The 21,552-nt window shown below is 71.1% G+C and carries 25 protein-coding genes, 1 pseudogene and 1 riboswitch; of the genes and pseudogenes, 20 read left to right on the forward strand and 6 right to left on the reverse strand.

The window, feature by feature from the left end:
• Window positions 1-9 precede the first annotated feature (9 nt).
• On the reverse strand, window positions 10-888 hold the full coding sequence (locus AC0AIB_RS19265; protein WP_465097189.1) for a universal stress protein: 879 nt from the start codon (window positions 886-888) through the stop codon (window positions 10-12).
• Between the two features lie 260 nt (window positions 889-1,148).
• Here AC0AIB_RS19265 and AC0AIB_RS19270 point away from each other — a divergent pair, with 260 nt between their 5' ends.
• The 16 genes from AC0AIB_RS19270 to gcvP all read left to right on the forward strand — a co-directional run bounded on the left by AC0AIB_RS19270 (window position 1,149) and on the right by gcvP (window position 16,772).
• The gene (locus AC0AIB_RS19270; protein WP_328347106.1) at window positions 1,149-2,315 is read left to right on the forward strand and encodes a PP2C family protein-serine/threonine phosphatase; all 1,167 of its coding nucleotides are present in this window, start codon (window positions 1,149-1,151) and stop codon (window positions 2,313-2,315) included.
• Between the two features lie 47 nt (window positions 2,316-2,362).
• Window positions 2,363-2,830 (forward strand): MarR family winged helix-turn-helix transcriptional regulator, encoded by a 468-nt coding sequence (locus tag AC0AIB_RS19275; protein WP_328347104.1) that lies wholly within the window; start codon window positions 2,363-2,365, stop codon window positions 2,828-2,830.
• A gap of 267 nt (window positions 2,831-3,097) precedes the next feature.
• The gene (locus AC0AIB_RS19280; RefSeq protein WP_328347102.1) at window positions 3,098-3,733 is read left to right on the forward strand and encodes a CDP-alcohol phosphatidyltransferase family protein; all 636 of its coding nucleotides are present in this window, start codon (window positions 3,098-3,100) and stop codon (window positions 3,731-3,733) included.
• A complete protein-coding gene (locus AC0AIB_RS19285; protein WP_328347100.1) occupies window positions 3,730-4,680 on the forward strand; it encodes a DUF881 domain-containing protein in 951 nt (316 codons plus the stop codon). Before AC0AIB_RS19280 ends, AC0AIB_RS19285 begins: the two co-directional genes overlap by 4 nt.
• Window positions 4,677-5,009, forward strand: coding sequence for a small basic family protein (locus tag AC0AIB_RS19290; protein ID WP_067311500.1), 333 nt, complete (start codon window positions 4,677-4,679; stop codon window positions 5,007-5,009). Before AC0AIB_RS19285 ends, AC0AIB_RS19290 begins: the two co-directional genes overlap by 4 nt.
• A gap of 9 nt (window positions 5,010-5,018) precedes the next feature.
• Entirely contained in the window at window positions 5,019-5,963 is a 945-nt protein-coding gene (locus AC0AIB_RS19295) for a DUF881 domain-containing protein (protein WP_465097190.1), read from the forward strand.
• A 55-nt stretch (window positions 5,964-6,018) separates the two neighbouring features.
• Window positions 6,019-6,399: a glycine cleavage system protein GcvH gene (gene gcvH / locus AC0AIB_RS19300; RefSeq protein WP_328347094.1), complete on the forward strand. Its 381-nt coding sequence runs from the start codon at window positions 6,019-6,021 to the stop codon at window positions 6,397-6,399.
• Between the two features lie 220 nt (window positions 6,400-6,619).
• Window positions 6,620-7,072 carry an oxoglutarate dehydrogenase inhibitor Odhl gene (gene odhI / locus AC0AIB_RS19305; RefSeq protein ID WP_067311506.1) on the forward strand — a complete coding sequence of 151 codons (453 nt, stop codon included), beginning with the start codon at window positions 6,620-6,622 and terminating at the stop codon, window positions 7,070-7,072.
• A gap of 50 nt (window positions 7,073-7,122) precedes the next feature.
• Window positions 7,123-7,818, forward strand: a complete 696-nt coding sequence (ftsR, locus tag AC0AIB_RS19310) for a transcriptional regulator FtsR (RefSeq protein WP_328348793.1) — start codon at window positions 7,123-7,125, stop codon at window positions 7,816-7,818.
• A gap of 167 nt (window positions 7,819-7,985) precedes the next feature.
• On the forward strand, window positions 7,986-8,450 hold the full coding sequence (locus tag AC0AIB_RS19315; RefSeq protein ID WP_130401049.1) for a bifunctional nuclease family protein: 465 nt from the start codon (window positions 7,986-7,988) through the stop codon (window positions 8,448-8,450).
• 174 nt (window positions 8,451-8,624) lie between these two features.
• The gene (locus AC0AIB_RS19320; RefSeq protein WP_328347088.1) at window positions 8,625-9,242 is read left to right on the forward strand and encodes a MerR family transcriptional regulator; all 618 of its coding nucleotides are present in this window, start codon (window positions 8,625-8,627) and stop codon (window positions 9,240-9,242) included.
• A 407-nt stretch (window positions 9,243-9,649) separates the two neighbouring features.
• On the forward strand, window positions 9,650-10,843 hold the full coding sequence (locus tag AC0AIB_RS19325; RefSeq protein WP_328347086.1) for a nitric oxide synthase oxygenase: 1,194 nt from the start codon (window positions 9,650-9,652) through the stop codon (window positions 10,841-10,843).
• A 2-nt stretch (window positions 10,844-10,845) separates the two neighbouring features.
• Entirely contained in the window at window positions 10,846-12,072 is a 1,227-nt protein-coding gene (locus AC0AIB_RS19330) for a globin domain-containing protein (protein ID WP_328347084.1), read from the forward strand.
• Entirely contained in the window at window positions 12,069-12,707 is a 639-nt protein-coding gene (locus AC0AIB_RS19335; RefSeq protein ID WP_328347082.1) for a hypothetical protein, read from the forward strand. Before AC0AIB_RS19330 ends, AC0AIB_RS19335 begins: the two co-directional genes overlap by 4 nt.
• Before the next feature lie 103 nt (window positions 12,708-12,810).
• Window positions 12,811-13,698 (forward strand): NAD-dependent protein deacetylase, encoded by an 888-nt coding sequence (locus AC0AIB_RS19340; protein WP_465097191.1) that lies wholly within the window; start codon window positions 12,811-12,813, stop codon window positions 13,696-13,698.
• Window positions 13,699-13,755: 57 nt separating this feature from the next.
• A riboswitch (glycine riboswitch) is annotated at window positions 13,756-13,853 on the forward strand.
• Window positions 13,854-13,928: 75 nt separating this feature from the next.
• Entirely contained in the window at window positions 13,929-16,772 is a 2,844-nt protein-coding gene (gene gcvP, locus AC0AIB_RS19345; protein ID WP_328347078.1) for an aminomethyl-transferring glycine dehydrogenase, read from the forward strand.
• A 139-nt stretch (window positions 16,773-16,911) separates the two neighbouring features.
• On the opposite strand, the gene AC0AIB_RS19350 is transcribed toward gcvP, so the two are convergent.
• Window positions 16,912-17,112, reverse strand: coding sequence for a DUF5999 family protein (locus tag AC0AIB_RS19350; protein ID WP_067311530.1), 201 nt, complete (start codon window positions 17,110-17,112; stop codon window positions 16,912-16,914).
• A 123-nt stretch (window positions 17,113-17,235) separates the two neighbouring features.
• Between AC0AIB_RS19350 and AC0AIB_RS19355 the strand changes: the two genes are divergently transcribed.
• The 3 genes from AC0AIB_RS19355 to def are packed head-to-tail and all read left to right on the forward strand — an operon-like array spanning window position 17,236 to window position 19,772.
• Complete coding sequence (locus tag AC0AIB_RS19355; RefSeq protein WP_465097192.1) at window positions 17,236-18,426, forward strand: chorismate-binding protein; 1,191 nt, start codon at window positions 17,236-17,238, stop codon at window positions 18,424-18,426.
• Between the two features lie 37 nt (window positions 18,427-18,463).
• Window positions 18,464-19,252 carry a TetR/AcrR family transcriptional regulator gene (locus AC0AIB_RS19360; RefSeq protein ID WP_465097193.1) on the forward strand — a complete coding sequence of 263 codons (789 nt, stop codon included), beginning with the start codon at window positions 18,464-18,466 and terminating at the stop codon, window positions 19,250-19,252.
• Between the two features lie 10 nt (window positions 19,253-19,262).
• Window positions 19,263-19,772 carry a peptide deformylase gene (gene def, locus AC0AIB_RS19365; RefSeq protein ID WP_328347068.1) on the forward strand — a complete coding sequence of 170 codons (510 nt, stop codon included), beginning with the start codon at window positions 19,263-19,265 and terminating at the stop codon, window positions 19,770-19,772.
• 11 nt (window positions 19,773-19,783) lie between these two features.
• Here def and AC0AIB_RS19370 read toward each other — a convergent pair whose 3' ends face one another.
• From AC0AIB_RS19370 to AC0AIB_RS19380, 3 genes are read right to left on the reverse strand one after another with little or no spacing between them, the layout of a single operon-like run.
• The gene (locus AC0AIB_RS19370) at window positions 19,784-19,897 is read right to left on the reverse strand and encodes an N-acetyltransferase (RefSeq protein ID WP_328347066.1); all 114 of its coding nucleotides are present in this window, start codon (window positions 19,895-19,897) and stop codon (window positions 19,784-19,786) included.
• Window positions 19,894-20,172, reverse strand: coding sequence for a hypothetical protein (locus tag AC0AIB_RS19375; RefSeq protein ID WP_465097194.1), 279 nt, complete (start codon window positions 20,170-20,172; stop codon window positions 19,894-19,896). The genes AC0AIB_RS19370 and AC0AIB_RS19375 overlap by 4 nt, the downstream gene beginning before the upstream one ends.
• Before the next feature lie 3 nt (window positions 20,173-20,175).
• Complete coding sequence (locus AC0AIB_RS19380) at window positions 20,176-20,523, reverse strand: winged helix-turn-helix transcriptional regulator (RefSeq protein WP_328347062.1); 348 nt, start codon at window positions 20,521-20,523, stop codon at window positions 20,176-20,178.
• Window positions 20,524-20,620: 97 nt separating this feature from the next.
• Here AC0AIB_RS19380 and AC0AIB_RS19385 point away from each other — a divergent pair, with 97 nt between their 5' ends.
• Complete coding sequence (locus AC0AIB_RS19385; protein ID WP_328347060.1) at window positions 20,621-21,235, forward strand: malonic semialdehyde reductase; 615 nt, start codon at window positions 20,621-20,623, stop codon at window positions 21,233-21,235.
• Between the two features lie 35 nt (window positions 21,236-21,270).
• Here AC0AIB_RS19385 and AC0AIB_RS19390 read toward each other — a convergent pair.
• Window positions 21,271-21,552 (reverse strand): annotated as a pseudogene (locus AC0AIB_RS19390) (hypothetical protein); the annotation flags it as partial.

A 21,552-nucleotide genomic window follows, 5' to 3' on the forward strand; every position in this document is an offset into this window, starting at 1 on the left:
CCGGTCCGCTCAGTCGGGGCTGCGCACCACCGCGACCGGGCAGGCGCTGTGGTGCAGCACCCCGTGGCTGACCGACCCGAGCAGCAGACCGGTCAGCTCGCCGTGGCCCCGGCCACCCACCACCACCAACTGCGCCCGACGGGACGCCTCGGTGAGCGCGGCGACCGGTCGGGCGCGCACCGGTTCGGCGTCTACTGGCACGTCGGGGTGTCGTTCGGCGAGGCCGACGAGGCTCTCGGCGAGTACGTCGGCCTCCTCGTCGCGCAGCCGGGCCTCGTCGTACACCAGGGGTTGGATGTCTCCTGGACGGGCGGACGCCGGATGGGTGTAGGCGTGCACGGCCCGCAGCCGGGCACCCCGGGCGGACGCCTGCGCCGCGGCGTACTCCACCGCGTCAAGGGACGCCGCGCCGTCGACCCCGACCACCACCGGGCCGCCGGCGTGTTCCTGGCCCCGCGCGACCAGCACCGGGCAGTCTGCGTGCGTGGCGATCTGGATCGCCACCGAACCGACCACCAGGGCGGTGAATCCGCCGAGGCCCCGGTCGCCCAGGACGATCACGGCCGCGGTGGGTGACTCACCCAGCAGCACCGCCGAGGCCTCACCGTCGAGGATCTCGCCGGTCACCCGGATCCCGGGGCTGACCGCCCGGGCCTCGGCCACCGCCGCCTCGACCAGGTTCTTCGCTTGCTGACGCAACCCGCCGCCGGGTGGGTTCCCGGCGACCGGATCGATCGGCACCCGCAGCAGCGGCCAGATGAAACCGTGCACCACCCGTAGCGGCCGGTGTCGCCGCGCCGCCTCCGTCGCGGCCAGCCGGACGGCGCGCAGCGCCGGCTCCGAACCGTCCACGCCCACCACCACCGCCGCGTCGTTCGCCGAGTTCACCCCGCGCACCTCCTGCCCGCGCCAGTATCGCGGCCGGGCGGGTCCCGGCGGGGCGATACCGCAACCATGGCCGGGGCCCGACCGTTCCGCTCGTGACCCGTGCGACGGGCCGTCTACGCAACGGCCCGCTCGTGACCCGCCGACCGGGGGTGCGCAGCGCCGTCTGCTCGGTGACCTGGCGCACCGGTGGCCCGGGACCGGGGTGGGGTGACCGCTCCGTATGATGCTTGCCCTGTAGCAAGAATCTCGGAGGGACGAACATGCCGGATGCGCTCGCAGCGATGTCGCGTGCGCTACGTGAGGCTCCACCCGACCAGCTCGTGGAGGCCGTCGACCGGGCTCTCCGGTCCACGTTCGCCGCCGTACGGGTCGACGTGTTCCTGGCCGACTACCGGATCAGTGGGCTGTGGTCGGTGCTCGACCCGGAGCTGTCTGCCGGCTCCCTCAGCGGCCAGGGCGTCGCGCAACGCTGTTTCAGCAGCCAGCAACCGGTGCTCGATCCGTACGACGGCGGGCATTGTCGGGTGTGGGTGCCGCTGACCGCCTGGGGGGAACGGCTGGGGGTGCTCCTGGTCGAGCTGGCCGACAGCCCGGACCGCCCGACGCTGGACCTGATCGCCGATCTGGCCGTCGACCTGGCCACCACCCTGCGGGCCGCGGACCGGGAGACCGACCGTTACCGGCGGACACGTCGTCGGGAGCGACTCAGCATGGCCGCCGAGATGCAGTGGGACCTGTTGCCCGGGCGGAGCGTCACCCACGAGGCCTTCCTGTTGGCCGGGCAGCTGGAGCCGGCGTACTCCGTGGGTGGTGACCATTTCGACTGGTCGGTCGATCCCGGGCGGCTCACCCTGACCGTCCTCAACGGCACCGGCACCGGACTGGCCGCCGCGATGCTCACCGCCCTCACGGTCAACGCCATCCGCAACGCGCGGCGCTCGGGCGGCGGCCTGGTGGAGCAGGCCGAGCTGGCCTCGGACACCCTGTTCTACCAACACCGCGGCCAGCGGCACGTGGCGACGTTGCTGTTGGCGGTGGACACCGCCACCGGCCGGGTGCGGGCGGTGGACGCCGGTTCGCCGCGCGTGCTGCGACTGCGGGGGACCACCGTCGAACGGATCGCCCTGGAACAGCAACTGCCGTTGGGCATGTTCCCCGAGACCCGGTACACGGTGCAGGAGTTCGACGTGCGGCCCGGCGATCGACTCTTCGTGGTCAGCGACGGCGTGTACGACGCGCAACCAGGTGGCCAGGAGGCCTACGGTGAGCGGGCGATGGCCCGGTCGATGCGGTCGACTCGGCTGCAACCGGCGACGGAGGCGGTTGGTACGGTGATGCGCGAGCTGTTCGCATATCATGCCGACACTGATCTACGTGACGACGCCGTCGTCGTGTGCCTGGACTGGTGCGGGCGGCGCGGACGATGATCGGTGGTCAGCGCCACACGACAGCGGACAATCGCAGGGGACAGCGGGTGGATCGACCTCCGGATCTTGCTGCGGCGATCGACGCCGCGGCCGAGGCGTTCGTCGGCGTGCTCGACTCGGCCACTTCCCGTCACCAGGTGACGATCCCGCCGACCCAGCTACGGGTGCTGGCGTTGATCAGGGAACGACCGGAGACGAACGTCAACGGGCTGGCCGAGCTGCTGGACGTGGTGCCCTCGTCGGCCAGCCGGCTCTGTGACCGGTTGGAGGCCACCGGGCTGTTGCGCCGCACCCCGGACCCTCGGGACCGGCGGGAGGTGCGACTGGTCCTCACCGCCGCGGCGGTGACCCTGTTGGCCGAGGTACGCCAGCGGCGGCACCGGGCGGTGCAGGCGGTGTTGGACCGGATGCCGCCCCGGGCCCAGCACGAGTTGCTGCTGGCGTTGCTGGCCTTCGGGCAGGCGGCTGCCTCGGGGACGCCGCCGCAGGCAGACCCCGCCGTCCGCACCGCCTGAACGCTGCCGTTCCCGTCCCCTTGTGTCCTAGGACGCTTTACGGATGGTTGCTCAGCGCGCCACGGCACCACGGCCACGCGTCCCGCCGGACAAGGCGAGAGCGCCCGATATAGTGGCTGCCGGCCCAGGGTGTCGACCATCCCGGACCGGATCAGGGGGAGGTCCCGGCCCGGGATCACCGAGGCGCCGGCACTCGCCGGCCCGGTAGCGCACGGCTGACCGTGGTGCCCACGTGGGCACCCGGATCGTGCTGCGGAGGGAGGTTCGGTGTCACGTCGGCCGGCTCGGGCAGAGCATCCGCGTGCATCGGGTGGTGACGCCGGCGCGACGGACCGGGTGCTGACGTTGCCGAACCTGATCAGCTTCGTCCGCTTGCTCGGCGTGCCCCTGTTCCTGTGGCTCTTCCTGGTCGTGGAGGCGGACGTGGCGGCGATCGTGGTACTCGCCGCCGGCGGCACCTCCGACTGGGTGGACGGGTGGATCGCCCGCCGGCTCGGGCAGGTCAGCCGGGTCGGCGAGCTGCTCGACCCGCTGGCCGACCGGCTCTACATCCTCGCCACGCTGCTCGCCTTCACCGCCCGCGAGGTGGTGCCGTGGCAGTTCACGGTGGCGCTGCTGGCACGGGAGGTGCTGCTGCTCGGGTCGTTGGCGGTGCTGCGCCGGTACGGCTACGGGCCGCCGCCGGTGCACTACCTCGGCAAGACCGCCACCTTCATGCTGCTGGCCGCCTTCCCGGTGCTGCTCCTGGCGTCGACGACCACGTCGGTGACGGCGACGACCGCCGCGGCGATCGGCTGGGGGGCGGCCTGGTGGGGTCTGGTGCTGTACTGGGTGGCCGGGGCGATGTACGTGATGCAGGCGTCCCGGTTGGTCCGTGCGGCCCGCTCGGGGGCCGCCGCGTGAGCGCGCCGCAGGACGGGCCGAAGCCGCCGGTCCGGTTGTTCACCCCGGACTTCCTCACCGAGCTGTTCCAGAATCCGTTGGATCCGGGCTATGCCGACGCGGCGGCCCGGCGGCGGGAGGCACCGGCGCCGAGGGGGTGGCGGAGTGCGTCCGCGCGGGCGGTGGCGATCGTGGTGGTCGCCGCTGTGGGTTTCCTGTTCGCGGTGGCGTACCGGGAGACGATGGCCGACGAGCCGAGTCGCAGTCAGGCGCGGGCTGCGTTGATCGCGCAGATCAAACAGCGGGAGGCGGAGACCGACGAGATGACCGTGCGGGCCGGGCGGCTGCGCGAGGAGGTCGGCCGGCAACGGGACGCGGCGTTGAGTGGTTCGCAGGCGGCCCGGTTGCGCAACCTTGAGGCCGGTACCGGGCTGGGCCGGGTGCGGGGGGACGGGGTGGTGGTGCGGTTGGCCGACGCGCCCGTGCAGGACGACGGGGCGGTGGGCGGTGACTCGGGGGCCGGGCCGTCGCGGGTGATCTACTCGGATCTGCAGAAGGTCGCGAACGACCTGTGGGCCGCGGGTGCGGAGGCGATCTCGATCAACGGGCAGCGGTTGACGGCGACGTCGACGATCCGGTCGGCGGGGGCGGCGATCCTGGTGGACTTCCGTCCGGTGACCAGCCCGTACGAGGTGTCGGCGATCGGGCCGAGGTCGTTGCGGGACAAGTTCGACGACAGCCGGTCGGCGTATCTGATGCGTCGGGTGGCCCGGGACACGGGGTTGTCGTTCGAGGTGCGTGAGGCGGACGACCTCACGCTGCCGGCCGCTCCGGAGCCACGGCTACGCTACGCGGAGCCGTCGGTCAGTCCGAGTCCGTCGTCGACGGGTTCGGGTGCTGTTCGTCCGTCCGGTACCGGGTCGTCCGGTCCGGGTCCGTCTTCCCGCTCTTCCGGAGGTGTCCGATGATCGCGGTGCTGGCGTTGCTCGCCGGTGTGGTGCTGGGGATCTATCTTGATCCGACGGTGCCGGCGGCGTTGCAGCCGTACCTGCCGATCGCGGTGGTGGCCGCGCTCGACGCGGTGTTCGGTGGGGTGCGGGCGAAGTTGGACCGGATCTTCGACGACAAGCAGTTCGTGGTGTCGTTCATCTCGAACGTCCTGGTGGCCGGGTTGATCGTGTATCTGGGTGACCAGTTGGGGGTGGGTGGTCAGTTGTCCACGGGGGTGGTGGTCGTGCTGGGGGTGCGGATCTTCGGCAACGTGGCGGCGATCCGCCGGCACCTGTTCCGGGCGTAGGTTGGTGGCGTGAGCGACGAGCATCGGGAGACGGGTACCGGGTGGCCGCAGCCGGCGGACCCGGTCGGGCCGACGGATGAGCCGGATCCGCGGCCGGACGCGCCGGATCCGGACGAGTTGAGTCCGTTGGTGCCGGATGAGCCGCCGGAGGGTCGTCCGGCGGAGTCCGGTGACGACGATGGGGCGACGGTGAATCTGGCGGAGTTGGCGTCGCCGGGGGCGCAGCCGTCGGGGTCCGCCGGGTCCTCGGGGGCGGCTCGGAAGGTGTCGTCGGCGGGGGTGATGATCGCGGCGTTGCTGGCGTTGTTGGGGTTCACGCTGGTGGTGCAGTTGAAGACCACGTCGACGGATCCGACGCTGGCGGCGACCCGGCAGGAGGACCTGGTACGGATCTTCTCGGATCTGGATTCCCGGGAGAAGCGGTTGCAGCAGGACATCGAGGGCCTGGAGGACAGTCAGCGGCAGTTGCGGTCGGGGGAGCAGGGTCGGCAGGCGGCGTTGCAGGAGGCGACGAAGCGGGCCGACGAGTTGGGCATCCTGTCGGGTGCGTTGCCGGCGCGGGGGCCGGGTCTGGCGGTGCGGTTCGACCCGGGTGGCAAGCCGATCCGGGCGGATCGGGTGCTGGACGCGGTGCAGGAGCTGCGGGGTGCGGGTGCGGAGGCGATGCAGATCTCCGGTGGGGATCGGGCGTCGGTGCGGATCATCGCCTCGACGTACTTCCTGGACGGGTCCGGGGACGTGTTGGTGGTGGACGGGCGGGCGTTGACGGGTCCGTTCACGATCACGGTGATCGGGGATCCGGAGACGATGCGTACCGCGTTGAACATTCCGGGCGGGGTGGCCGCATCGGTTCGCGGTGACGGCGGTAACGTGAGCGTCGAGGAGCGTGAGGTTGCCGAGGTTTCGGCGCTGCACGCGCCGTTGAAGCTGGAACACGCCCGTCCGGTCTCCTGACCGGCGCGGCCGCGCCGGGTCCGTCCCGGCGTATCGATGGATGAGGGACGCGCTGGTGATTCCTGAGGGTCTGCGTTACACCGCCGAGCACGAGTGGGTGGCCGGTGCCGAGGGCGGTAACGTCCGGGTCGGTATCACCCAGTTCGCGCAGGATGCGTTGGGTGACATCGTGTTCGTCCAGTTGCCGGACTCCGGTGTGGTGGTGGAGGCCGGTGAGTCGTTGGGCGAGATCGAGTCGACCAAGAGCGTGTCGGAGATCTACGCGCCGGTGAGCGGTACGGTGGCGGCGCGGAACGAGGCGTTGGGTGATTCTCCCGAGGTGATCAATTCGGATCCGTACGGTGCGGGTTGGTTGGTGGAGATCGCACCGGCGGATCCGGCGGCGGTGGACGGTTTGTTGTCCGCTGATGAGTACCGTGAGCTCACCGAGAACTGAGTGGTGTCGTGCCGGGCGTGGGTGATGTTCTCCGCGCGTCCGGTTGCCCTGCATTTCGGCGCTGGCTAGGCTCGCCCAGTCGACCGAGAACCCCAAAAATGGTGAGCGTTGGGTGATTGCCTTCCTGGGCACGGGGAGCCAGCCGCTGGGTGTGTGATCTGCCCGGTGGCCATCCCGCCGTCACCTTGACGTTGACCGAACTGATCCGTGAGGTGGTCCCATGACGCGCCCAGGCGACGAGTTCCCCCCGCTCGACGTCACTTCGACGCTCAATCTCGGTTCGCTGGACGAAGTGCTGGAGGGTCCGGACACCGATGTGGTGCCGAGTCGGATGTCCGGCTCGTTGCCGCCGGGTATGGCGCTGCTGGTGGTTCGTCGGGGCCCGAATGCGGGTGCCCGGTTCCTGTTGGATCATGATGTGACGACGAGTGGCCGGCATCCGGACAGTGACATCTTCCTGGACGATGTGACGGTGTCGCGGCGGCACGCGGAGTTCCATCGGGATTCGGGGACGTTCACGGTGCGGGACGTGGGGAGCCTGAACGGCACCTACGTGAACCGGGAGCGGGTCGAGGCGGCCACGTTGAGCAATGGTGACGAGGTGCAGATCGGTAAGTTCCGGGTGGTCTTCATCGCCGGTCCTCGCCCGGAGGAGGAGGCCGGCCGGGGGTGAACGAGCCTGCGGCCTCCGTACCGTCCGGGGCGGCCCGGTCGCACCCGCTGATGAGTATCGGTGAGGTGTTGGGTCAGCTGCGGGTGGAGTTTCCGGACGTCACGATTTCGAAGTTGCGGTTCCTTGAGGCCGAGGGTCTGGTGGAGCCGCAGCGGACGGCGGCGGGTTACCGGAAGTACAGCTGGGACGATGTGTCCCGGTTGCGGTTCGTGCTGACGGCGCAGCGGGATCAGTATCTGCCGTTGCGGGTGATTCGCGAGCAGTTGGCGCAGTGGGACGGTGGCGACGAGGCGCCGGGTCGTCAGCGTCCGACGTTGGTGGCGGTGGGTCCCGGTGGTGAGGTGCCGGGCCGGTCGGTGGAGGAGCCTGAGTCGCAGGTGCGGCTCGGGCGGGCCGATCTGGTGGCGCGTAGTGGGATCGCCGAGTCGACGTTGGGTGAGTTGGAGCGGCTGGGTGTGTTGGTGCCGGATCCGCCGGGGTGGTATGACGCGGATGCGTTGATCATCGCGCAGGCGGTGGCGGGGCTGGCGGCGTACGGCCTGGAGCCTCGGCATCTGCGGGGTTACCGGTCGTCGGCGGATCGTGAGGTCGGCCTGTTCGCGCAGTTGGTGGCGCCGTTGGCGCGGCAGTCGGATCCGGCGGCGCGGGCGCGGGCGGCGGAGACGGCGCGGGAGTTGGTGGCGTTGTCGCAGCAGTTGCACGCGGCGTTGGTGCGGGTGGGGTTGCGGTCGACGTTGGGTCGGTGAGGTGTGCGGAAGGTTCTGCCCCGGGAAGCGTGCCGTAGGCTTGCCGGGGTAATCCCTTTTCTGGCGCGTGGTGTGTGCTGGTGCGGATGGGACGGCCGTGTCGCGGTCCGTGTACCGTGCAGGGACAGGGCGCGGCGGGTGTAGGTGACAACGACACGGAGGCGGCGGTGCGCGAGCTGAGCGTGGTCGGGGTTCGGGTGGAGTTGCCCAGCAACCAGCCGATCGTCCTGCTCAGGGAGGTCGAGGGCGACCGCTATCTGCCGATCTGGATCGGTGCGGTCGAAGCCACGGCGATCGCCTACGAGCAGCAGGGGGTCAAACCGGCCCGGCCGTTGACGCATGATCTGTTGCGGGACGTGCTGGCGGCGTTGAAGGCGCCGTTGCAGGCGGTGGAGATCACGGAGTTGAAGGAGAACGTCTTCTACGCTGATCTGTTGCTGGGTGACGGGGTGCGGGTGTCGGCCCGGCCGAGTGATTCGATCGCGTTGGCGTTGCGGGTTGGTGCGCCTATTCGTTGTGCGGAGCAGGTCCTCAGTGAGGCGGGGATCGTGATTCCCGACGAGCAGGAGGACGAGGTGGAGAAGTTCCGGGAGTTCCTGGAGCAGGTGCGTCCGGAGGATTTCGCCGGCTGATCGCCGGTTCTCGTCGGTGTCGCGGTGGCGGTGCCGTGGTGCGGTGTGTCGTCGCGCGGCGTGTCGCGCCGGTTTCTCCGTGGTAACCCCTGGGTGCGGCGTTAGGGTTGCCGTGTCGAGGGGTGCACGTCGTGGGAAACGGCGGGTTGCCGCACTGACGGGGAGGTTGTCGGGATGCACGAGCCGCGGGATCCTGAGCCAGGTGTGGAGCGGGGCGAGCCGCCGGTGGTGTCGTCGCCGGTGCCGTTGGACGGTGACGGTGCGGTCGGATACCGGGGTGTGACCGCGTGTCATGCGGCGGGGATCAGTTACCGCCAGTTGGATTACTGGGCGCGGACGACGCTTGTGGTGCCGAGTGTGCGGGACGCGTCGGGTTCGGGTACGTCGCGGTTGTACTCGTTCCGGGATCTGGTGGTGTTGAAGGTCGTCAAGCGGTTGTTGGATGCCGGGGTGTCGTTGCAGAACATCCGTAAGGCGATCGAGGCGTTGCGGTCGCGGGGGGTGGAGGACCTGGCGGGGATCACGTTGATCTCGGATGGGACGACGGTGTACGAGTGTCGTTCTCCGGAGGAGGTGGTCGACCTGTTGCAGGGTGGGCAGGGTGTGTTCGGGATAGCGATCGGTGGGGCGTTCAAGGAGATCCAGGGTTCGTTGTCGCATCTGCCGGCGGAGCCGGCGGTGGCCGGTGGTGGGGTGTCGGTGCCGGCCGGTGGTGAGGTTGCGGAGGGTTCGTCGTCGGGTGTGGTGGGTGACGAGCTGGCGGCGCGGCGGGCGCGGCGTAGGGCGGGTTGAGCGGGGTGTCGGGGACGCCGCGGCCGGGTTCCGGTCGCGGCGTTTTTTCGTGGGTGGGTAGTGATTTTTGTCGCATCGATGCAGGTCGTGGCTGGCGTGGTGCCCTGGGTGGGACTGGGGTGTGGCGGCGTCCACTGTGGATTTCCGGTGGTGGGGTCGTGTTGTTGACAGCTGTGGTGGGGCCAGGAATCCTGTCCAGGGCGATCACGGGGGACATCGACTGATCACGTTGGGTGATGGTTGGTGGTGGCGTCGAGCTGATGCGTGGACCATGGTGCGGGGGTCGCATCCGTGGTCCCGCCGAGGACGGGAAACGAACCGAAGTGCACATTGATCACTATGTCGGTCTGGGTTCCGCGCGGGCCGGTGGTGCTGTCGCCGATCTTGCCGCCGGGGCGCGTTGCCCGGTGACGGCCGCACTTCCGCCGGCTGAACCGGTCGGTGCCGGTGTGGACGTGGCGGCGGAGGCGGCGGAGTTCCTGGAGTCGATGTACGCCGAACGGCAGTTGTCGGGGTTGGCGGCGCGGTGGGCGGAGGTGCGCGAGGAGATCGCGTTGACCGGTTCCTACCGGCACACCCGGGAGGAGCTGGTGTACGGGGCGCGGGTGGCGTGGCGGCAGTCGGCGCGGTGTGTGGGGCGGGTGCGGTGGGCGGGGTTGCGGGTGCGGGACCGTCGGCACGTGTCGACGGCGGCGGGTATCGCCCAGGAGTTGTCGGCGCATCTGGCGGCGGGGGACAACGGGGGGCGTATCCAGTCGGTGATCACGGTGTTCGCGCCGGATCGGCCGGGGGTGGGTCCGCGGGCGCGGATCTGGAACGACCAGTTGGTCCGTTACTGCGGTCATGTGCGTGCTGACGGTTCGGTGGTGGGGGATCCGGCGCAGGTGGGGATGGTGCGGGCGGCGCGCCGGTTGGGGTGGCGTCCGCCGCCGGTGCCGGGGCGGTTCGACCTGTTGCCGTGGGTGATCGAGACGGCGCAGGAGCGGCCGACGGTGTGGGAGGTGCCGCGGGAGCTGGTGCGGGAGGTGGCGTTGAGTCATCCGGATCATCCGTGGTTCGCGGATCTGATGCTGCGTTGGCATGCGCTGCCGGTGATCAGTAACATGCGTCTGCGTGTCGGCGGGGTCGACTACAGTTGCGCGCCGTTCAACGGGCATTACCTGGGTGACGAGATCGGGACCCGGAACATGGGCGACCGGGAGCGGTACGACCAGTTGCCTGTGGTGGCGGCGGGGTTGGGGCTGGACACGTCGCGGGAGGACACGCTGTGGCGGGAGCATGCGGCGTTGGTGTTGAACCAGGCGGTGTTGCATTCGTTCCGGGTGGCGGGGGTGCGGGTGTCCGATCCGCACACCGAGTCGGAGTTGTTCATGAAGTTCTGTGCGCAGGAGGAGCGGGCGGGTCGGCCGGTGCACGGTGACTGGTCGTGGCTCAACGGGAGTGTGGGGTGGGCGGCGTTGCACGCGGTGCATCACCGCTATTACGACACCCGGGTGCCGAATCCGAATCTGTGGCAGGCTGACCGCGCTTACGACCCGGACGGTGTGGTGGAGATGACGTTGCGTGAGCGTCATGACCTGGCTCGCGCGCAGGAGGACTGAGGATGGACAACGCGGCGTTGCGCCAGAGTTGGAGCCAGTTCTCCGCTGCCGGGCCGGAGGCGGCGAAGTATTTCTATGCCACGTTGTTCGTGGTGGCGCCGGAGGCCCGGTCGATGTTTCCGACGAACATGCAGTATCAGGAGGACAAGCTCCTGGCGGCGTTGGGGCACATCATCACCAGTCTGGACGATCCGGGGGCGTTGACGACGTTCGCGCAGCGGTTGGGTGCCGACCACCGTCGGTTCCACGGTCGGGACCAGCGGGGTAATCCGGTGGCGTTGGGGGAGCGGCACTACATCTGGGTGGGTCAGGCGTTGTTGGCGACGTTGGAGCGGTTCCTCGGCCCGTACTTCACTCCGGCGTTGCGGGCGCAGTGGGCGGCGGCGTACGAGTTGGTGGCGAAGGTGATGCTCGACGGCGCGGCGGAGGCGGAACGGACGTCGCCGCCGCACTGGGAGGCGGAGGTGTTGACGGTGGAGCGGCGGCGCGCCGACGTCGTGGTGTTCACGGTGCGTCCGAATTATCTGTGTGCGTACCGGCCGGGTCAGTCGTTGCCGGTGCAGGTGCCGCAGTTGCGGACGTGGCGGTATCTGTCGCCGGCGAACGCGCCGCGGGCGGACGGGACGATCGAGTTCCATGTCCGGGCGGCGGGCCGGTTCTCCACGCATCTGGTGCGTAGGTTGCGGGCGGGTGAGCGGTTGTTGTTGGGGCATCCGACGGGGACGGCGTTGTCGTCGTACGACAGGTCGCCGCAGTTGCCGTTGTTGTTGATCGCCGGGGGGACGGGGTTGGCGCCGTTGCGGGCGGTGGTGGAGGCGGTGCAGCAGGGCGCGGGGCGGCGTACGACGTTGGTGGTGGGTGGGCGTACTCCGGACGACCTGTATGACGAGCCGACGTTGTCGCGGTTGGCGTCGATGCCGCCGGCGGCGGGTTGGCAGGGTGGGTCGGGGTGGTTGCGGTACGTGCCGACGGTGGAGACGGGTTGGGGTTGGCGGGGTGCGGTCGGGCGGGCCGGTGACACGGCGGTGCGGTTGGGGCCGTGGTCGGACACGGAGATCCTGGTGTGTGGGAGTCCGGAGATGACCCGGGAGACGGTGGCGATCCTGGTGCGCTCGGGTGTGGAACCGGAGCAGATCCTGACGGAGAGCTATGATCATTCTCTTTATCCGCCGCTCGCCGAGGCCGTTTCCGGTGCTCCGCGTGACTTCAGTGGGACAGGTGCACGATGAGCGTCGACCGTTCCGACCGGGTCGGGGCCGAGCAGGGTGAGATCACCCGCCAGTTGTCGGTGTTGGAGGAGCGGCGGTTCCGGGGTAGTCACTGGTTGTCCGCCGACGAGGTGGCGTCGGTGGTGCGGTCGGCGGATGACCGGATCGGGTTGTTGACGGCGGAGTTGGAGCGGCAGCGGCGGGAGAACCAGGGGCTGCTGAGTCAGGTGGAGATGCTGCGGCACGGGACGTTGCCGAGCAGTGCGCCGCAGGGCCCGGATCCGATGGTGGTCGAGTTGGCGATGCGGGCGCAGGACGAGGCGAACCGGACGATCGGTGAGGCCAGCGCGGAGGGTGCGGAGATCATCGCGGATGCCCGGCGGCAGGCGGAGGAGATCCTGGCGGAGGCGCATCGGCGGGCCGGTGACGTGGGCGGGTCGGGTCCGCTGTCCGGTGGGGGGCCGTCGCCGGAGTTGGCCGGGAAGTTGCAGGCGTTGGAGGAGCGGCATGCGGCGGCGTTGGCGGCGGTCGCGGCGGCGCAGCAGCAGCTGAACCGGTGGCAGGCGTACCTGTCGGCGCAGTCGGAGCAGTTGCGGGCGGATGCGGCGGCGGCGGGTGGGGCGAGCGCCCAGTTGCGGGCGGTGCTGGGCGGCTGATCCGCTGCGGTGGGTGTGGTCTGCCGCGGGGTGTGGGGCCGGTGCGGCGGGTGCAGGTGTCTTCGGGTCGCCGCGGGTGGGTCGGCTGAGGCAGCATGGACCGGTGACGGAGACGAGCGACGCGTTGGCCGGGCTGGTCGCCGCCGGTGGGGTGGTGGTGCTCAGCGGGGCGGGGTTGTCCACCGAGTCGGGTATTCCCGACTACCGGGGGCCGACCGGTGCGGCCCGTCGGCACACCCCGATGACGTACCAGACGTTCACCGGGGATCCGGTGGCCCGGCGGCGGTACTGGGCGCGTAGTCACCTGGGGTGGCGGTTGATCGCGCGGGCGGCGCCGAACGACGGTCATCGGGCGGTGGCCCGGTTGCAGGCCGCGGGTCTGGTCGACGGGGTGATCACTCAGAACGTCGACGGTCTGCACTCGGCGGCGGGTAGTCGGCAGGTGGTGGAGTTGCACGGCCGGCTCGACACGGTGGTGTGTCTGCGTTGCGGTGACCGTACGTCGCGGGAGGATCTGGATCGGCGGTTGGTCGCGGCGAACCCGGGGTTCGACGTGAGGGTCGACGTGGTGAATCCGGACGGTGACGTGGAGCTCGACGACGACCGGGTGGCCGGGTTCCGGATGGTCGACTGCACGTGTTGTGGTGGGGGGATGCTGAAACCGGACGTGGTGTTCTTCGGGGAGGCGGTGCCCGCGGAGCGGGTGTCGCGGTGTTTCGCGATGGTCGGTGGGGCGCGGTCGTTGTTGGTGTTGGGGTCGTCGTTGACGGTGTTGTCGGGGCGGCGGTTCGTGTCGCGGGCGGCGACGTTGGGCATCCCGGTGGTGATCGCCAACCAGGGTGCCACCCGGGGTGACGGGTATGCGGCGCTGCGGGTGGACGCCCCGTTGGGGCGGGTGCTGACCGGGTTGGCCGACCGGGTGGCCGCCGCCGTGCCGTCGGCGCGCGGCGGGTCGGGTCCGGTGCCGGCGGCGACGCCGGTGGCGGGCTGACCCGGGGGTACGACATCCGCCGGTAACAGCGGCGCTGGTAGCGTTGACCATGCCGACACCACCCGCGCGGGAGAGATCGCCCAGTTGTATCCGGGCGGCGCCGAAGGGGCAGATTCTCCCCGGAACCTCTCAGGCAGAAGGACCGCGACGGGCAGGCACTGTGGAGCGCCGTGCGCGTGACTCAGGGGGAGGTTGATCCGTCGACCTCGCCGTGAGTCTGGAGCGCACGCATGACCGTAGAGCAGTTCGCCGACCGGCATATCGGTCCCGGTGCCGACGATGAGCGTCGCATGTTGGAGGCCGTCGGGTACGGCTCGATCGACGAGCTGATGGACGCGGCGATTCCCGAGGTGATCCGCTGGCACGGCACCCTGGATCTGCCGGCGCCGGCCACCGAGCGGGAGGCGATCGCCGAGCTGCGGGCGTTGGCGGCCCGTAACACGGTGGCGGTGTCGATGATCGGCCTGGGTTACCACGGTACGCACACTCCGGCGGTGATCCGCCGTAACGTGTTGGAGAACCCGGCCTGGTACACGGCGTACACCCCGTATCAGCCGGAGATCAGTCAGGGTCGGCTGGAGGCGCTGCTGAATTTCCAGACCATGGTCACCGACCTGACCGGGCTGGCCACGGCGAACGCGTCGATGCTCGACGAGGCGACCGCGGCGGCGGAGGCGATGACCCTGGCCCGCCGGGCGTCGAAGAGCCGCAGCGCGGTGTACGTGGTCGACGCGGACGCGTTGCCGCAGACCGTCGCGGTGCTCGCCGGCCGGGCCGAGCCCCTCGGTATCGAGGTGCGGGTGGTCGACCTGGCGGTGCAGGAGTTGCCGGCGGAGTTCTTCGGGCTGCACCTGCAGTACCCGGGGGCGTCGGGTGCGGTGCGGGATCATGCGCCGTTTGTCGACGCCGCGCACGCGGTGGGGGCGTTGGTGACGGTGGCGGCGGACCTGTTGGCGTTGACGCTGCTGCGGGCGCCGGGGCGGATCGGGGTGGACATCGCGGCGGGCACGACGCAGCGGTTCGGGGTGCCGATGGGCTTCGGTGGGCCGCATGCCGGTTATCTGGCGGTGCGGGCGGGGTTGGAGCGGATGTTGCCGGGCCGGCTGGTCGGGGTGTCCCGGGACGCGGCAGGTGAGCCGGCGTACCGGTTGGCGTTGCAGACCCGGGAGCAGCACATCCGGCGGGAGCGGGCGACCAGCAACATCTGCACCGCGCAGGTGCTGTTGGCGGTGATGGCCGGCATGTACGCGGTGTACCACGGGCCGGAGGGGTTGCGGCGTATCGCGCGGCGTACCCACGGGATGGCGGTGCGGCTCGCGGCCGGGTTGCGGGCCGGTGGCGTCGCCGTCACCGACGTCGCGTTCTTCGACACGGTGACGGCGGTGGTGCCGGGTGGGGCGGCGCGGGTGGTGGCGGCGGCGGCGCAGCGGGGGGTGAACCTGCGGCTTGTCGACGCCGACCGGGTGGGGGTGTCGTGTGACGAGACGACCACGGCGGCGCACCTGGCGGCGGTGTGGGCGGCGTTCGGGGTCGACCCGGTCGACGGGGACGTCGAGGTGGCCCTGCCTGCGGCGGAGGTGGCCCTGCCTGCGGCGTTGGTGCGGGACGGGGACTTCCTCACCCATCCGGTGTTCCGCAGTCACCACTCGGAGACGGCGATGCTGCGCTATCTGCGCCGGTTGGCGGACTTCGACTACGCCCTGGACCGGGGGATGATCCCGTTGGGGTCGTGCACGATGAAACTGAACGCGACCACCGAGATGGAGCCGGTGACCTGGCCGGAGTTCGCCCACCTGCATCCGTTCGCGCCGGACGCGCAGACCGCCGGGTACCGGGAGCTGATCGCCCAGTTGGAGGGATGGTTGGCGGAGGTGACCGGGTACGACGCGGTCAGTGTGCAGCCCAACGCGGGGTCGCAGGGGGAGTTGGCGGGGTTGTTGGCGATCCGTGCCTACCACCGGGACCGGGGGGACGCCCACCGGGACGTGTGTCTGATCCCGTCGTCGGCGCACGGCACGAACGCCGCGTCGGCGGTGATGGCCGGGATGCGGGTGGTGGTGGTCGGCTGCGACGCCGACGGCAACGTGGACCTGGTCGACCTCGACGCGAAGATCGACAAGCACCGGGACGCGCTCGCGGCGATCATGGTGACGTACCCGTCGACGCACGGGGTGTACGAGACGGGCATCGCGTCGTTGTGTGCGAAGGTCCACGACGCCGGTGGTCAGGTGTACGTCGACGGGGCGAACCTCAACGCGTTGGTCGGGTTCGCCAAGCCGGGGCGGTTCGGGGCGGACGTGTCGCACCTGAACCTGCACAAGACGTTCTGTATTCCGCACGGTGGTGGTGGGCCGGGGGTGGGTCCGGTGGCGGTGCGGGCGCACCTGGCGGCGTACCTGCCCGGTGATCCGTCGGCTGCCCCGGTGCCGGGGGCACCGGCGATCTCGGCGGCCCGGTACGGGTCGGCGGGCATCCTGCCGATCCCGTGGGCGTACCTGCGGATGATGGGTGCGGCGGGGTTGACCCGGGCGACGGGGGTGGCGGTGCTGGCCGCGAACTACGTGGCGGTGCGGCTGCGGGAGCACTTCCCGGTGCTGTACGCGGGCAACAAGGGCCTGGTGGCGCACGAGTGCATCCTGGATCTGCGGGGGTTGTCGAAGGCGACCGGGGTGAGTGTCGACGACGTGGCGAAGCGGTTGGTCGACTACGGGTTCCACGCGCCGACGATGTCGTTCCCGGTGGCGGGGACGCTGATGGTGGAGCCGACCGAGAGTGAGGACCTGGCCGAGCTGGACCGGTTCTGCGAGGCGATGATCGCGATCCGGGCGGAGATCGACAGGGTGGCCTCGGGGGAGTGGCCGGCGGGGGACAACCCGTTGGCCAACGCCCCGCACACCGCGGTGATGGTGTCCGGTGACCGGTGGTCGCACCCGTATCCGCGGTCGGTGGGGGCGTACCCGGCCGGGGTGGACCGGGTGGGGAAGTACTGGCCGCCGGTGCGGCGGGTCGACGGCGCGTACGGCGACCGGAACCTGGTGTGTTCGTGTCCGGCGCCGGAGGCGTTCGAGGACTGAGGCGCGGTGCCGGGGCGGCGGACGTGCCGCCCCGGTGCGGCGACCGGGGGAGGGCGGCCCCTGTCCCGGGGGCTAGCCTGGGGTGTCCTGGTCGGGCCTGCCCACGCTCGGTGAGCAGGTCACGCGACCCGGGTGCGGGTCAGGCGACGAGGGCGTGTCGGGCCGGCCCGCGGTGCGGGGCGATTGTGCTGCCGTCGGGAAGGAGTTCACCGGTGTCTTCGAAGACGATGACACCGTTGCAGAGCAGGCTCCAGCCCTGCTCGGGGAAGCAGGCGATGACCCGGGCGGCGTCCCGGTCGGTCGCTTCGGCGGAGGGGCAGGTGATCTGGTGCTGGCACATCGGGTTCTCCGGACTGTGGGGGCACTGTGTCATGGTTCACATGACCAGTGACGCACAGTACCAAGGGACGCCGTGTCGGATCGAGCGGCCTTCCGTCATGTCGCCCCGAAATCCGCTGAACGGATGAGCGGGAATGGTCCACCCGGCGTGGAAACGCTCCCAATGGCGTCGGTCGACGTACCGGGAGTACCGGTGCGCTGCCGCAGCGTGCTGGTGGAGCGGGACCGGTTCGAGTGGCACGTCACCGACGGTGGTGACCCGGCCGCGCTGACCGCCGGGTTCCTCACCGCGCACGGGTTGCCCGTCGAGGACCTGACCCGACCGGCGACCCACCGGCCCGATGGTCCCTGCGGGGCCGCCGTGTTCGTCTCCGCCGCCGCCGGCGCCCGGATGGTCGGCGCACCCGTCGGCGCGGTCAGCCCGACGCCCGGCCTGCCGGACGTGGCCGTGGTGGTCTACGCCCACGCCGCCACCCCCACCCCGTCCGGTCCGACGGCAGGCGGGTTGCGGGTGGGGCCGTGGCGGGACAGTTGGACCGCCGGGCAGCACGCCGACGCGGTGCGGGCCGTCCGCGCCGCCATCGGCCGCGGCGACGTCTACCAGGTCAACGTGGTGGGGCACGCCGCCGCCGGATACCGCGGCGACCCGCGACCCGCGCTGGCCCGCCTCGCCGGGCTGCCCGGCGCCCGCTACGGCGGCACCCTGCACGGCGACGGCTGGGCGATCGGCTGCGCCTCACCGGAGACCCTGGTCGCGGTGCACGACGGCCGGGTCGTCACCCGACCGATCAAGGGCACCCGCCCGGCGACCGCCGCCGGCCGCCGTGACCTGCTCGCTTCGGCCAAGGAACGCGCCGAACACATCATGATCGTCGACCTGGAGCGCAACGACCTGGCCCGGGTGGCCCGTACCGGTTCGGTGACCGTCGACGAGTTGTTCGCGGTACGCCGCTGGTGTGACCTGTGGCAGGCCGAGTCGACCGTGTCCGCGGCCCTCGCCGACGGGGTGGGCCTGGCCGACCTGCTGCGCGCCACCTGCCCCGGGGGGTCGGTCACCGGTGCCCCGAAGCACGCCGCGTTGGCGTTGATCGCCGCCGTCGAACCCGTCGGTCGGGGCGCCGGCATGGGGGCGTTCGGCTGGGTGGGTCCCGGGCACCTCGATCTGGGTCTGACCATCCGTACCGTCGCCGCCGACCGCGACCGGCTGCACCTGTGGGCCGGCGGCGGCATCACCTGGGACAGCGATCCCGCCGCGGAGGTCGCCGAGGCCGCCGCCAAGGCCGCCCCGGTGCGCGCCCTGCTCGCCGCCGGCTGAACACACCGGCCGTACACCATACGGCTAGGGTGGCGGCATGCACGTCGAGTACAGCGGCACCGGCGACCCCGCGCGCAGCCTCGCCCTGCTCTGGCGTACCCGGGACCGGGCCAACCGCGGCGGCGGTGACCTCGGCGTCGACCGGATCGTGCGGGCCGCCATCGAGGTCGCCGACGCCGACGGGCTCGCCGCGCTGTCCATGCGCCGGGTCGCCGAACGACTCGGCGTGGGCACCATGTCCCTCTACACCCACGTGCCCGGCAAGGGTGAACTGCTCGACGTCATGCTCGACACCGTGCACGGCGAGACGCCCCGCCCCACCGACGTCCCCGGTGGCTGGCGGGGTCGGCTGGAACGCCTCGCCCGGGACACCTGGGCGTTGTACCTGCGCCACCCGTGGCTGTTGCAGGTCGCCACCACCCGACCACCGTTGGGCCCCCAGGTCACCGCCCGGTACGACCACGCGCTGCGCGCCGTCGAGGGCGTCGGCCTGACCGACCTGGAGATGGACGCCGTGATCACCCTCGTCGACTCCTACGTCCACGGCGCGGTACGCGGCGCGGTCGAAGCCGCCCAGGCCACCCGACGCACCGGCCTGACCGACGAACAGTGGTGGCGGGCGCACGCACCGTACCTGGAGAGGGTCATGGACCCGGCCCGTTTCCCGACGGCCGCCCGGGTCGGGGCCGCCGCCGGGCAGGAGTACCAGGCCGCCGTCGACCCGACCCGGGCGTTCGAGTTCGGTCTGGCCCGGGTCCTCGACGGCGTCGCCGCCCTGGTGGCCGACCGGTGCGCCGACGTAGCGTCACCGGTGCCACCCGGATAGCCTTCCGGGCATGACCGTACGCCCCATCCGGATCATCGGTGATCCCGTCCTGCGCACCGCCTGTGCCCCGGTGACCCGCTTCGACGCCGAGTTGCAGCAGCTCGTGGACGACCTGATGGACACCCTGCTCGGTGCGCCCGGCCGGGCCGGCGTCGCCGCTCCGCAGATCGGCGTCGACGCCCAGGTGTTCGTCTACGACGCCGACGGCCACCGGGGACACCTGATCAACCCCACCATCGAGGTGTCGACGGAGGTCCAGGACGACGACGAGGGCTGCCTGTCCATCCCGGGGCTGTACTTCCCGACCCGCCGGGCCCTGCACGCCACCGTGCACGGCGTCGACCGGCACGGCGATCCGCTGACCATCTCCGGCAGCGGATTCCTGGCCCGGGCGTTGCAGCACGAGACCGACCACCTCGCCGGCCGGCTCTACGTCGACACCCTGCACGGTGACGTGCGGCGGCGGGCGTTGCGGGAGATCCGCGCCGGCCGGTTCGACTCCCCCAGCCGCTCCCGCTGACCGGCGGCGGCTCAGCCCGCCCCGATGGTCAACGTGTACTCGCCGAACCGGGCGACCCGGGTGAAACCGAGCCGCCGGTAGAGGCGCAGCGCCGTGGCGTTGTCGGTCTTCACGTTCAACGTCACGTGGTCGACGCTGTCGCGCAGCCGGGCGCACAGCGCGGCGACGGCGCCGGTAGGTCGGACCGGCCGAGCACCTCACCCGCGCCGGTGACCGCGTCCAGCCGGGCCGGCTCCGCAGCCCCGTGGTAGAGCAGCACGACCTGGTCTCCGCGCCGGAACCACGAGGTGTACGGCCAGAAGAAGTCGTCGAGGTCACCCAACCGGTAGGCGTACAGGACCGGATCGCGGCGCAGCAGCGCGGCCAGTACGGCACGGTCGTGTTCGGCGCGGACCGGCACCGGTCAGCAACCGCGGGTGGGGAGGTTCTCGTCGGCCCACCGCGCGAGTGCGTCCAACGCCGGCAGCAGTGCGGTGCCGCGTTCGGTCAGTTGGTAGCTGACTCCCAGCGGCGGCCCTTCCCGGACCGTGCGGCTGACCAGGTCGACCCGGGCCAACTCACCCAGCCGGTCCGACAGCACCGATTCGCTGATTCCGGGCAGCGCCCGGGTCAGCTCGGCGAAGCCGGCCGGGCCGGCGGCGAGGGTGCCCAGGATCATGCCGTTCCATCTCTTGCCGAGGAACGCGAACGCGCGGGACAGGCCCCCCGGGCAGGCGCGGGGCCCGTCGTCGACAGGGGGGCACGTCGTCATCTGTCCAGCATACGTGGTCTGCACCTCACCCTAGCGACTACGAAAAAACTAGCTGCTATCGTTGCCGCAGCACATCCGATCCGACCGGAGGCCAGCCATGACCCACGTCCTGCCCGACCAGTTGATCACCCTCGACCCCGCCGCCCAGGCCCAGCTGTTCACCGAAGCCCGCACCGCGAACACCTTCACCGACACCCCCGTCGGCGACGACCAGCTGCGGGCCATCTTCGACCTCGCCAAGTACCCACCCACCGCCATGAACGTCCAACCCCTGCGCGTGCTGTTCGTCCGCCCCGGCCCAGGCCGTGACCGGCTACTCACCCACGTCGCCGACGGCAACCGGGCCAAGACCACCACCGCCCCCGTCGTCGCCGTCCTCGCCGCCGACACCGACTTCCACGAACATCTCGACACCGTCTTCCCGGTCCGCCCCGGCATGCGCGAGCACTTCGCCGCCGACCCCACCGGACGGGAGAACATGGCCCGCTTCAACGCCGGACTCCAGGTCGGCTACTTCCTGCTCGCCGTCCGCGCCGCCGGTCTCGCCGCCGGCCCCATGGGCGGCTTCGACCCCGCCGGTGTCGACGCCGAGTTCTTCGCCGGCACCAGCTGGAAGTCCCTACTCCTGGTCAACATCGGCCACCCCGGCCCGGACGCCTGGTACCCCCGGTTGCCCCGCCTGGACTACGACACCGCCGTCCGGCACGCCTGAGCCCACCGTCGGGCCGGTTGGGCGCCACCGCACGCTCAGCCGGCCGACCACTGGTCGTAACCCAACTTCACCACCAGCGCCGCCACCACCACCAGCAACACCACCCGCACGAACCCCGCCCCCCGGCGCAACGCCAGCCGCGCCCCCACCGCCGCCCCCGCCACGTTGCACACCGCCATCGCCAGCCCCAACCCCCACCACAACGGCCGCTCCCGCTCCCGACCGTACGTCGCCAGAATCGCCAGCGCCTCGATCGGTTCACCCAACGTCGTACCCGTACCGTGCGCCTCCACCACGTCGACCTCGGCGGTCGACAC

This window comes from Micromonospora sp. DSM 43699 (assembly GCF_055517075.1).

Bases quoted from the DNA above. Each gene is read 5' to 3' on its own strand.
- AC0AIB_RS19270 (WP_328347106.1), top strand. From the start codon at position 1,149: ATGCCGGATGCGCTCGCAGCGATGTCGCGTGCGCTACGTGAGGCTCCA.
- AC0AIB_RS19290 (WP_067311500.1), top strand. From the start codon at position 4,677: ATGATCGCGGTGCTGGCGTTGCTCGCCGGTGTGGTGCTGGGGATCTAT.
- odhI (WP_067311506.1), top strand. From the start codon at position 6,620: ATGACGCGCCCAGGCGACGAGTTCCCCCCGCTCGACGTCACTTCGACG.
- ftsR (WP_328348793.1), top strand. From the start codon at position 7,123: ATGAGTATCGGTGAGGTGTTGGGTCAGCTGCGGGTGGAGTTTCCGGAC.
- AC0AIB_RS19320 (WP_328347088.1), top strand. From the start codon at position 8,625: ATGCACGAGCCGCGGGATCCTGAGCCAGGTGTGGAGCGGGGCGAGCCG.
- AC0AIB_RS19330 (WP_328347084.1), top strand. From the start codon at position 10,846: ATGGACAACGCGGCGTTGCGCCAGAGTTGGAGCCAGTTCTCCGCTGCC.
- AC0AIB_RS19335 (WP_328347082.1), top strand. From the start codon at position 12,069: ATGAGCGTCGACCGTTCCGACCGGGTCGGGGCCGAGCAGGGTGAGATC.
- gcvP (WP_328347078.1), top strand. From the start codon at position 13,929: ATGACCGTAGAGCAGTTCGCCGACCGGCATATCGGTCCCGGTGCCGAC.
- AC0AIB_RS19350 (WP_067311530.1), bottom strand. From the start codon at position 17,112: ATGTGCCAGCACCAGATCACCTGCCCCTCCGCCGAAGCGACCGACCGG.
- AC0AIB_RS19355 (WP_465097192.1), top strand. From the start codon at position 17,236: ATGAGCGGGAATGGTCCACCCGGCGTGGAAACGCTCCCAATGGCGTCG.
- AC0AIB_RS19360 (WP_465097193.1), top strand. From the start codon at position 18,464: ATGCACGTCGAGTACAGCGGCACCGGCGACCCCGCGCGCAGCCTCGCC.
- def (WP_328347068.1), top strand. From the start codon at position 19,263: ATGACCGTACGCCCCATCCGGATCATCGGTGATCCCGTCCTGCGCACC.
- AC0AIB_RS19380 (WP_328347062.1), bottom strand. From the start codon at position 20,523: ATGACGACGTGCCCCCCTGTCGACGACGGGCCCCGCGCCTGCCCGGGG.
- AC0AIB_RS19385 (WP_328347060.1), top strand. From the start codon at position 20,621: ATGACCCACGTCCTGCCCGACCAGTTGATCACCCTCGACCCCGCCGCC.